This window comes from Streptomyces sp. NRRL B-1347 (assembly GCF_000720325.1).
In the GTDB taxonomy this organism is placed as follows: domain Bacteria; phylum Actinomycetota; class Actinomycetes; order Streptomycetales; family Streptomycetaceae; genus Streptomyces.
This window is the reverse complement of the sequence record NZ_JOJM01000116.1, coordinates 1-10,117: the sequence shown is the minus strand read 5'-3', so window position 1 is coordinate 10,117 and position 10,117 is coordinate 1. Positions and strand designations below refer to the sequence as shown.

Annotated in this window: 6 protein-coding genes and 3 pseudogenes; 1 reads left to right on the top strand and 8 read right to left on the bottom strand. The window is 64.6% G+C overall.

Annotated elements, in window-relative coordinates; genetic code table 11:
- Positions 1–1,097 precede the first annotated feature (1,097 nt).
- From IG74_RS54505 to IG74_RS0142445, 8 genes and pseudogenes are all read right to left on the bottom strand, one after another.
- Positions 1,098–1,550: an ATP-binding protein gene (locus IG74_RS54505; RefSeq protein WP_030688724.1), complete on the bottom strand. Its 453-nt coding sequence runs from the start codon at positions 1,548–1,550 to the stop codon at positions 1,098–1,100.
- 48 nt (positions 1,551–1,598) lie between these two features.
- Positions 1,599–2,111: pseudogene (locus tag IG74_RS0142470) on the bottom strand (transposase); the annotation flags it as partial.
- A 356-nt stretch (positions 2,112–2,467) separates the two neighbouring features.
- Positions 2,468–2,647 (bottom strand): annotated as a pseudogene (locus IG74_RS53875) (IS110 family transposase); the annotation flags it as partial.
- Positions 2,643–3,611 (bottom strand): annotated as a pseudogene (locus tag IG74_RS0142465) (IS256 family transposase); the annotation flags it as partial. The pseudogenes IG74_RS0142465 and IG74_RS53875, both read right to left, overlap by 5 nt.
- A gap of 458 nt (positions 3,612–4,069) precedes the next feature.
- Positions 4,070–5,248: a geranylgeranyl reductase family protein gene (locus tag IG74_RS50340; RefSeq protein WP_078869565.1), complete on the bottom strand. Its 1,179-nt coding sequence runs from the start codon at positions 5,246–5,248 to the stop codon at positions 4,070–4,072.
- 268 nt (positions 5,249–5,516) lie between these two features.
- Positions 5,517–6,722 carry a cytochrome P450 gene (locus IG74_RS0142455; protein WP_030688715.1) on the bottom strand — a complete coding sequence of 402 codons (1,206 nt, stop codon included), beginning with the start codon at positions 6,720–6,722 and terminating at the stop codon, positions 5,517–5,519.
- A gap of 84 nt (positions 6,723–6,806) precedes the next feature.
- Positions 6,807–7,814, bottom strand: coding sequence for a hypothetical protein (locus tag IG74_RS0142450; RefSeq protein ID WP_030688713.1), 1,008 nt, complete (start codon positions 7,812–7,814; stop codon positions 6,807–6,809).
- Positions 7,795–9,300 carry a polyprenyl synthetase family protein gene (locus tag IG74_RS0142445; RefSeq protein WP_078869566.1) on the bottom strand — a complete coding sequence of 502 codons (1,506 nt, stop codon included), beginning with the start codon at positions 9,298–9,300 and terminating at the stop codon, positions 7,795–7,797. Before IG74_RS0142445 ends, IG74_RS0142450 begins: the two co-directional genes overlap by 20 nt.
- Before the next feature lie 460 nt (positions 9,301–9,760).
- Here IG74_RS0142445 and IG74_RS53870 point away from each other — a divergent pair.
- Positions 9,761–10,117 (top strand): transposase (locus IG74_RS53870; RefSeq protein ID WP_234334639.1); only part of this gene is annotated, 357 nt, incomplete at its 3' end.

The following is a 10,117-nucleotide window of genomic DNA, read 5'->3' as shown; positions in this document are numbered from 1 at the left end:
TTTGGCGACTTGGCAAACCAGCGGGATGCCCCGTTCGTCACGCACCCGACAACATACTGTCACCGCCCAACCCACAAACCGTACAAGTGGAAAAGGCTCAAGGTACGCAGGGCTCGCCCTTCAAGAGAAGGTCAGGACAATGCAGCCGTCTTTTCCGTCGGCGCCACGAGAGCCCACACCACTGGGTGAGCCGGTGCCACCCTGGCCGCCTTGGCCCGCGTTGGCGCAGGACGGCGGGACCGTCTGCCCGGGCATACCCCCGGTCCCGCCTGGACCTCCGAGTGCGCCGTCTTCGCCTCGATAGCCGGGAATGATGGTGTCGAGGAGAGGAAAGGCGCAAAATCCCCCGGGGCCCCCAAGGCCCCCTCGGCCTGGCCCTTGATCGTAGGCGAACGAGCCCTGGAGCCCCGCATCCGCGTGAGCGAGTTTGAATCCGTTCACCACGAGCTTCGTCAAACCAGCGGTATTGGACGAAGCACTGCCCCCAGCACCGATAGTGACGGTCACGGGCTGTCCCGGACGTAGCAACTGCTCGGCACAGTGGATGCGTGCGCCACCCCCTCCCCCTCCTCCACCGGAGAAGGTGCCTAGCCCTCCGAGCCCTCCCGCACCGATGAGGAACGCGTCGACCCGGCTGACACCAGAGGGAACCGTGCACGTCGTACCGCTCTGGCTGGCACTGGAGAAGGTAGAAATCATTGCGCAGCTACTGTCCCCACGCGCGGACGCGGCGTTTCCCACTCCTGGCAGGAGAGAGAGCGTCAGAGCGCACGCCCCAGCAATGGCAGCCCTGCTCAGCAACGGCATATAGCCCATCGTGTGCATTCCCTTCACGTGCTGATGGCGCCAAAGAGAGACTCCGACTCAAGGAACACGCGAGCCCTCACGGCGCCCGACCGCCAGTTATGCTGCCATGTACCTTTGCATCATACGAAGTCCGCGCACTGGTAGTTTCGAGTTTCACCCGTCTGGTATATTGCGTCGGAACTATTGGGCTGCCTTTCTCGTGAGCGGGCAGGCAGGGCTGTCGGCGACGCGTGAATCGTGACCCACCGTCGACGGTCGGAAATTGACCCCCGACGCGTCAGTTGACCTTGCTAGTCGTTGTTGTTGGCCTCGGCGGGCGGGACGCGTCCGACGTCGCGTCCGCGCATGCGGAAGCTGTCGCCGCGGAGGCTGATGACCTCCGCGTGGTGGACCAGGCGGTCGATCATCGCGGCGGCGACGGTGTCGTCACCGAAGACCTCTCCCCAGCGGCCGAAAGGCTTGTTGCTGGTCACGATCACGGACGCACGTTTGTAGCGGCCCGAGATGAACTGGAAGAAGTCGATGACGCCGAAGATCCGGTCGTAGCTGTCGAGGGACCGCATCTCGACCTCGAGCTTCTCGGTGGGCTCGGGCTTGTTGATGGTCGTGCGGGCGGCAGTAGCTGCGGCCGCGTGAGTGGGGTCGGTGATGGTCTGGTGCTTGGCCCAGCAGCGGGTGTGACGGGCGACTTCGGTGCCGTCGCAGCTGACCAGGACCTGGTCGAGATCGGCGGCGACGTCCACCGGGCCTGTCCAGTGAATGTGAATGGTGGTTCTGGAGTTGTTAGGGGTTCAGCGGTGGGCGGCGGAGAGCCGTCCGGCGAAGGTGATCTCGAAGGCGTTGAGTGCGGCCTTCCACCGCTGTGACCAGCGTTTGCGTCCTTGGCCGGTGGGGTCGAGGCTCATGACGGCCATGTAGACGCACTTGATCGCTGTTTGCTCGTTCGGGAAGTGTCCGCGGGACCGGACGGCCTTGCGGATCCGTGCGTTCACCGACTCGATGGCGTTGGTCGTGCACACAACTCGCCCTATTTCGCTGTCGAATCGGAGGAAAGGAACGAACTCGGCCCAGGCGTTCTCCCACAACCGAACGATCGCGGGGTACTTCTTGCCCCACGTCTCACAGAACTCCAGGAACCGTTCCTCCGCGATGTCCTGGGTGGCGGCGGTGTAGACGGGCTTGAGCACCTTCGAGGTCTTGTCCCAGTCCTGACGGGCCGAGTAACGGAACGACGCCCTCAGCAGGTGAACCACGCAGGTCTGCGTGATGGCCTGGGGCCAGACCGTCCCGATCGCGTCAGCCAGCTCGTTCACGAGGTTCGCCGTGGTCGTGTAGCGGACCCGCAGGCCCGCCTCGGCGATCGCGGTGCCGATCCCGATCAGCAGGATGCTCCTATGGTCTGTCAAGGCGTAGGAGTGGGGCGGGGAAGGTCCCTCACGAGTCCTCGAGGGACATGATTTTTTAGGTCAGACGCCTGGGGCGTCGACAGAGGCGGCCTTCCCCGCTGCTGTGCATGCTGGTCGTGTTGCGGCACCCGGTCAAGTACGGGTGGGCTGCTGCGGGCATCCGTCGGCGGGGTTGCGCCCGACCCGGACGCCTCGGGTCGGGCGTGGCCGCTGGGCGGTGGAGAGTCCGTGTTCTGGCGTGGTGCGGTGGACTCCAGCAGGCGGAAGACTTGTCGGGCAACGGCTCGTTTCAGGCATCGTTTGATCTCGCGGGCGGTTTTGCCCTCCGCCGTGCGGCGGGCCGCATATGCCTTGGTAGGAGCGTGATGCTGCAGCCGGGACATCACGATGGTGTGCAGGGCCCGGTTCAGCTGGCGGTCACCGGAGCGGTTCAGCGAACGCGGTCAGGTCGGTCTTGGCCTCCAGGAGCATGTCCTTGACCCTGGGAAACTGCCGTCCGGGCATGTCGGCGACGGTGTCGAGCTGGGACCGGACCAACTCGGCGGTGGGCTGGGCGAAGATGGTGCGGATCGTCGCGGCCACCATCTCCCCGGAGTCCTCCGGGATCACCGAGAAGACGTTGCGCAGGAAATGAACACGGCATCGCTGGTAGGCGGCGCCGAGCATGACCTTGCGGACGGCCGCGACCAGGCCCAGGTGGTGGTCGCCGATGGCCAGGCGGACCCCGTTCAGACCGCGGGCCCGCAGCGAGCGCAGGAACTCGGTCCAGAACACCTCGGTTTCGCTGTCGCCAACCATGAGTCCGAGGACTTCGCGGCCACCGTCCTCGGTGATGCCGGTGGCGATGACCACGGCCTGGGACACGATCTGGTGCTCGACCCTGGCCTTGCAGTAGGTCGCGTCGAGATAGACGCAGGGGAAGCGGATGTGGTCCAGGGGCCGGGTGCGGAAGACGGTCAGCTCCGCGTCGAGGTCGCCGCAGATCCTCGAGACCTCGGACGTGGAGATCCCGCTGTCCCCGCCCAACGCTTTGACCAGGTCATCCACGCTGCGGGTGGACACGCCGTGCACGTATGCCTCCATGATCACGGCATAGAGGGCCTGGTCGATACGCCGCCGGCGCTCGAGCAGCGACGGGAAGAACGACCCGGTGCGGACCTTGGGAATCGCCAGGTCCAGGTCCCCGGCCTGCGTGGTCAGCAGCCTCTCGCGATGCCCATTGCGCCAGGTCGTGCGCGTCTGGGTGTGTTCGCCGGGCTCAGCACCGATATGGGCGGTGGCCTCGGCCTCGATGAGCTCCTGCAGGACCCGCTGGGCCAGGACGCGGACCAATTCGATTCCGTCCGCCGTACGCAGTGCCTCCATGAGCCGGAGTAAGTCATGCCGGGACAAGGCCATCGCGTCACCTCTCAACGAGCGTCCCTACTCGCAGAGTTGTGCGGTGGCCGCCCCTCGACCAGGGGCTATAAGGAGATCGCCGCTACACCACCCGACGGGACACCATCGATGTGGGCGTGCCGGAAGATGCGCCACTGCTTGATCCGGGAGATCGTTCGCTCGGCCGGGGCGTGCAGCAGGGCCTCGGTAAAGTCGTTCAGATGAGGCCGAGCATGGTCGGGGGGTGGGTGTGGTCGCGGGCGTTGGCGCGTAGGGCGGAACCCCCGGTACGACGGCGGCACAGACTCCACGCCGCGCTGTGGCAGGACACCGCAACATCGACGCCGGCCTACGCGAGACTCGGCAGTGGGCTACCGCTCTCCGTGCGAAGTCCACGTTGAGCACCGGAAGTCGCGCATCGCGGCATAGGACCATCACCAGATGCCTGTCCGGGAATCGTGAGGCCCTTCAGATGCTATTCACGGGCGAGAGGCGAGTGCCAACGCGATCTGGGTGGTGGTGTTGTCCAGGAGTTCGGGGATGGTGGCGCGGCCGGCCGCGTAGTCAAAAAGCTTGTTGGAGATCGCAGGGACTCGGGTCAGGCCGGTATGAACCAGCCGTGGGTGTTTCTTGAACAAGGTGAGAACCTTCCGGCTCTCGAGCATCTCTGTCCCCAGGATGTCGTTGATCTGGCGGGCATAGGAATCGGTGGTCTCACGGACCAACTGTCCATCGTTCGCAGTAGCGATAGCGGCAGCGGTATGGCCCGCCAGGGCTCCCGAGCGAAGAGCGAAAGAGATTCCTTCGCGAAACATTGGATCCAGCAATCCTGCTGCGTCGCCGGCGACAAGTACGCGTCCGCGGGACAGCGGGGAGTCAGGCAGGCGGCAGCGGGTGAGATGGCCTGATGTCCGTGCGTTTTCGATGTTAGAAAGGTGGTGGCTGGCGAGGAATTCGTTCATATAGGCGCGAGTGGCATGCGGGTGGCCGCGGGCAGAGATCACTCCGATCGTCAAGTGATTCCCTTTAGGGAAGACCCAGCCGTACGAGCCCGGTATCGGTCCCCAGTCCAGTAGCACCCTGCCTTTCCAGGCCGCAGTTTCGTCTGAAGCGACAGGGACTTCGGCCTCCAGCGCAAGGTCAACCTGTTCGCACCGTACACCCACGTAGCAGGCAATGCGGCTGGTGCTGCCGTCCGCGCCTACTACGGAGCGGGCTCGCAGCTGTTGTCCTCCGTTGGTTGTGACCACTGCTGTTTCCCCGTTGGTTGCCACGCTTTTGACTTGCACCCGTTCTCTGAGTTCCGCGCCTGCCTCGGTGGCTGATCGGGTCAGGGCGGCATCGAATTCGTCGCGGTACACCATGGTGACCACGGGATCTCGCTGGGACAGGGTTCGGATGCCTCTTGAGTGACAGCTGATCGAAATCTGGTTGATGTGGTCACGGGACGGGATACGGAAACCTGCAGGCAGTGCGGCGACGGAAGCTCCCACCAGGCCACCGCCGCAAGTCTTGTAGCGGGGTAATACGGCCCGTTCCAGGAGCAGGGTCCGGCATCCCATTTCTGCTGCGGTGCGGGCTGCGGTGGCGCCTGCCGGGCCGGCGCCCACGACGATGACGTCCCAGAGATGGGGATGGCTAGAGGACTTGCTGGTCATGGTGTCCTTCCTGGTCGAGCGTCGTAGCAGCGCCCGCTCTCCTGCCTCAGTCCGTGCCGGGATCGTCGGATGGAGGAAGTGGCTTGCCGAGGAGCGGTGGTGTCTCCGCCGTCCAGGTGCTTCGTGCTGCCTCACGCCTCGCCTGCGTGTTGTCAGCCTGCGCTTCCCTGGAACGGAATTCTGCGGTGGCGCTCTCTGTGCGCCGTTGGGGAAAGATCCGGGTCGTCGCATCAGCAGAGGGCCGGGAGCAAGGTGTGGTGCCGAGATGTCAGCCGTTCCGCCTTTCCACATGGACCGGGAGGTGCGGGTGGGAGGGGATGAGCAGGTGAGGGCGGAAGGGGAGGTCGTCCAGGGGGTGGGTGACGGTGATGCGTGTGTAGCGTTCGAGGATCTCTTCCAGGGCTGCGCGTGCCTCGGCGCGGGCTAGTTGGGCGCCTAGGCATCGGTGTAGGCCGGTTCCGAAGGCGAGGTGGCTGGATTGGTCGTCGATGGACTGGTTCGCGGCAGCGACGAGGAGCAGCAGGTGGGATCCTGCGGGGATATGGGTGTTTTGGAGAGTGACGTCGCGGGTGGTGGTGCGGAAGACGTTCGCGGAGGGGCTTCGCTCGACGACGCATTCCTCGATGAAGTCCGTGACTGTCTCGGGGGCGGCGCGCAGGTGTGGGAGGAGTTCGGGTTGTCGTGCGAGGCGCAGTGCGATGTGGGTGAGGAGGATGACGGTGGTGGTGCTGCCCGCAGGGAAGAGGATGAGGAGGAATTGGATTCGTTCGTGGTCGGTGAGGCTGTCGCCCTGCTGGATGAGGTGCGTGAGCAGACTGTCGTCGGGTTCCTGCGCCAGGTGCGTGGTGCGCGCGCGGAAATATTGCGTGAATTCCTTGGTGAAGTCGAGGTAGGCATGGATGGCTTCGGGGCTGACGTTACCGCCGGCGGCCAGTGAGGTGAGAAAGTCGTCCCAGCGGATCACCGTCGCGTGGTCGGCGTCGGGCACCCCGAGCAGGTCGGAGATCGCATGGATGGTGAAGGGCATGCAGAAGTCCTGCACCCAGTCCGCGCGGTCCGGCATCCTGTCCAGGACGGCGGCGGCCCTGGCACGCAGGGAGGGGAACCGGCGGCGGATGGCGTGCGCGGTGAAGTATGGGTTGACTGCCTTGCGTAGCCGCTGGTGAGTAGCACCCTCACTTGTCATGATTGACACGACGGGGGAGACGAAATGATCACGCTGCTCGGCGCTCAACAGGCCCATGAGAGCATGGGTGGCTTGAGTGAGGGCGGGGCTGAGGGCGTCAGCCGAGGAGTAGGTGTCGGGGTCGAGGAGGACGGTGCGGATGGTGTCGGGGCGCACGATCAGGTGGAAGCCCGTACTCGGATCACGATGAATACCTTCCTGCGCCCGAAGTGCCCGGAACAGGGCGTCCGGACAGCGGTGGGCCTGGGTGTCGAGGGTGAGGTAGGGCTGAGCCTCGGGAGTAGTCATGACCGGCCTTTCCGAAGGGGAGGCAGGGGGAACGCATTGAGGGAGGGGGGGGCTGTGGCCATGGACACAGGGTCGGCCAGGGGGCTATGAATGGGGGCGCGCCCGTCCCGGTTTCGGTGCGCCCTCCGCGGTGACCTGGGCGTATGAGAAGCGGTAGTCGGGGGTGTTGTCGACGTGGCTCCAGGCCACGGCCACGTCCTCGGGACGGGCGATATGCAGTGGTGTTGTCTTGGCGTACCGGCGGCAGCTGTAGGCTCCGGCCACGATGCCCATGACGAAGCGCGTGAGGTATTCCTTGTCCCGGGGCTTGATGTCATCGGCGCCCTGGAGGCGGAACAGGATTTCCGTGTAGGCTACGAGGGAGGTTGTGACCTTCTCGTGCTGGGTGCCGGGCAGATAGTTCAGTGTGTGTCCGATCTCCTTCTCGCACGCGTGGCGCAGTGATCCGTGGATGTCGAAGGCGAGGACGGATGCCTCCAGCGTCTCCTCGATCCAGTGGGGCGGAACGTCGCGCAGGTCCACACCGGTGGCGACAGCACAGGCGAGGAGGCCCCCGTAGTACCAGCCCTCCCGCTCCCTCCAGCGCAGGTACGAGCGGTAGTCGGTGCGGTTGCGCTCGTTGCGCTGCTCACTGGGGCCGATGCCGCTTTCGAGCCGGTTCTCCGAGAGTTGTGCGATCTGGTGGTGGAACCTTCGCTGCAGTGTATTCGCTGTCCACTCGTCCAGGCCGGTACATACACGGTCGGCCCACTCTCCGACCGGGCGCCCGCGGTACTTTTTTGCAAGAAGTTCTTCCTCGGTGAACCTCCGCCGTTTTGTCGCGCAGGTATCGAATACTGCGGACAGTGCCCCGTAGACCACGATCGCGTCCCGGTCCCGTCCAGGCGCCGTGACCGGTGAGATCAGGGCGAGGAACATGTATGCCATCTCCAGGCACTCGCGGTCGACTTCGCGGCTCACCCAAGGTTCGGCGTCATCGATCCCGATCCAGCACTGATGGCTCATGCGACGTGCGGCCTGCTCACGACGCGTCGGGCCGAGCGGGTCAGCCCATGTGGCATCCTCGAATGGATCAACCGGCAGCAAGATCATGAACTCCTTTCGCATATTGGAGGGCTGGAGGGTTATTCAGGACGATCTTGAGATTCGTATCGTTGCAGGTCGCAGTCCTGCTCGTGGCCTGATCGCCAGCTCCTGAATAAGCCTCCTGGACCTTCCACTCACCACGACGGAGCGATGGCAACCCGCGGGGAACTCGGCGACGTTCCATGCGGGCGCTCGCTCGGGTTCCTTGTCGAGACGTGACCCAACTGGTCCTCCTGGAGGGCTCTGGGGGCGACCGGGCTGGAATTCCATTCCCTCGAGTCATGGCTGAGGGATCAGCTCGCATGGCTCCTGTGGGTTCGAGGGTGCCGCCGACGTGCCGTCTTGCGGGCGGCGTGAAGCAGGTGGCGGACCAAATGGTTGCGCCAGTGGGAGGGGAGCCTGCCAGCCGCCGGACGGCGCGATCGGCAGGGCGCCGCAGCGCCGCAGCCGTGTCGGATCCGAGCTGTAGAGTTTCCAGTGCACGTAATGCCTTCTCGTGGAGGGTCCGAATCATCGCCTTCACTGCGTCGCGGGCGCCGGTAACCGTGGTGATCTCGCGTACACCGGGGGCCTGGTCCTCGGTCAGACTGCGGTGCCCGATCAACCGACGCAGCTGGGCAACCTGGTCGAGTGTGGCCCGCTGGAGGGTGAGCGCCACCAGGGCGGTGTGCCCCTCGCGCAGGTCATCGAATGTGGGCTTGCCGGTTTCGTCTGGGACACCGAAGACGCCAAGCAGATCATCACGCAGTTGGAAGGCCTGCCCTAACGGGACACCGAACGCGCTCAGGCGCTCGCGCAGTTGAAGGTCGGCCCCGGCGAGAGCGGCGCCGATCTGCAGCGGCCTCTCACAGGTGTACTTGGCCGTCTTGTACCGGATAACCTTCAGTGCCCGGTCAAGATCCCCAGTCGGAATTCCGGCAGCGGCGAGATCGAGATACTGGCCGTACACGGCCTCAGCACGGGCCTCAATCAACGGCAATATCGCGCCGAGCTGGGAAGGGCCGAGCACGGAGAAGTGGAGCAGTTCGTCCGCACAGGCCAGAGCAAGGTAGCCCAGGAGAATCGCAGCCCCCGTCTCCAGCCGGTCGGCGCCGGTCAGGCTGCGGCCGACGGTATGACGACGGACCTTCACGCGGTGGACGGTGGGCTGACCGCTCCTGGTAGCGCTGTTGTCCATGACGTCGTCATGGATCAGGCAGAACGCGTGGAACATCTCCAACGACGCCCCCAGGCGTAACACAAGCTCGGTTTCGCTGTGACTGCCCGCTGCCTGCCATCCGGCCACACAGAGCATCGGTCGCAGCCGCTTGCCGCCGGCCAACAAGAAGTCCCGCAGGATGCCGCAGACCTCCGCAGGCACGTACTCATCCGCAGCCGCCCTGGCCTTGGCTGAGAGGAATTCGTCAAGAACGGTGTCGGCGCGTTCTGGGACACTGGCCAGATCGATCACCTCGATCAGAGGCTGGGATCGCCGTCCAATCACCTCCCGCATCACCATGCACCTCTCTCGCCGCGCCGGGCTTCTTCCTGTCTATTTACGGAAGGTGAGATCAGCAAGCCGCAATTCAGGGGCGCACAGATCGGCTTGGAGCATTCAAGATGCTCTACGCATGCCAATGCCCTCGGACTGCGCCTCTGTGCCGGTTGGACACATGGAGGTTATTCAGGACGATCTTGAGATTCGTATCGTTCCAGGTCACAGCCCTGCTCGTGGCGTTGTCAAGTTGCTGGAGGGGTATCTGGGTTGAGGTATGTCGGTGGTGCTCGGGTGCCGTGCTGAGCCCGGCGGTCAGCCGGTGACGGGCATGCCGGTGAGGGTCTTCCTGGTGCGGAATCGTTCGGTCATCTCGGTGCGTTAGTCACTGAACCTCTTTCATCCTGGCCTTCCAGGGGTGACTCCGAGTGGTGTTACCACAGGTCAACAAGCCTACGAGCGTGACAGGGGCCGGAGGATGAAAGAGGCTCTGTGTGCCCGGCATGCCTTTGCCGGAGGCAACCTCGCCGCGGGGAGTCCCATTCTGCTGCGCGCGATGGTCAAGACGTTCGCCGACGCGCTCATGTCCGCGGAAGTCGATGCCCTCTGCAATGCTGCGTACGGGCAGGTCGGCGACGAGCGCGTCAATCACCGCAACGGCTATCGTCCGCACGAGTGGGACACCCGCGTCGGCACCGTCGAACTCGCCGAGGCTTATTCAGCGCGATTCTTAGGATCTCTGTCCGGACCCTCAGAAAATGAACAGCGGCCCGTTGTGAGAGAATTGGGTTTACCACGACACAAGACTCCAGAACGGACCGCCTGTTGTGTATTC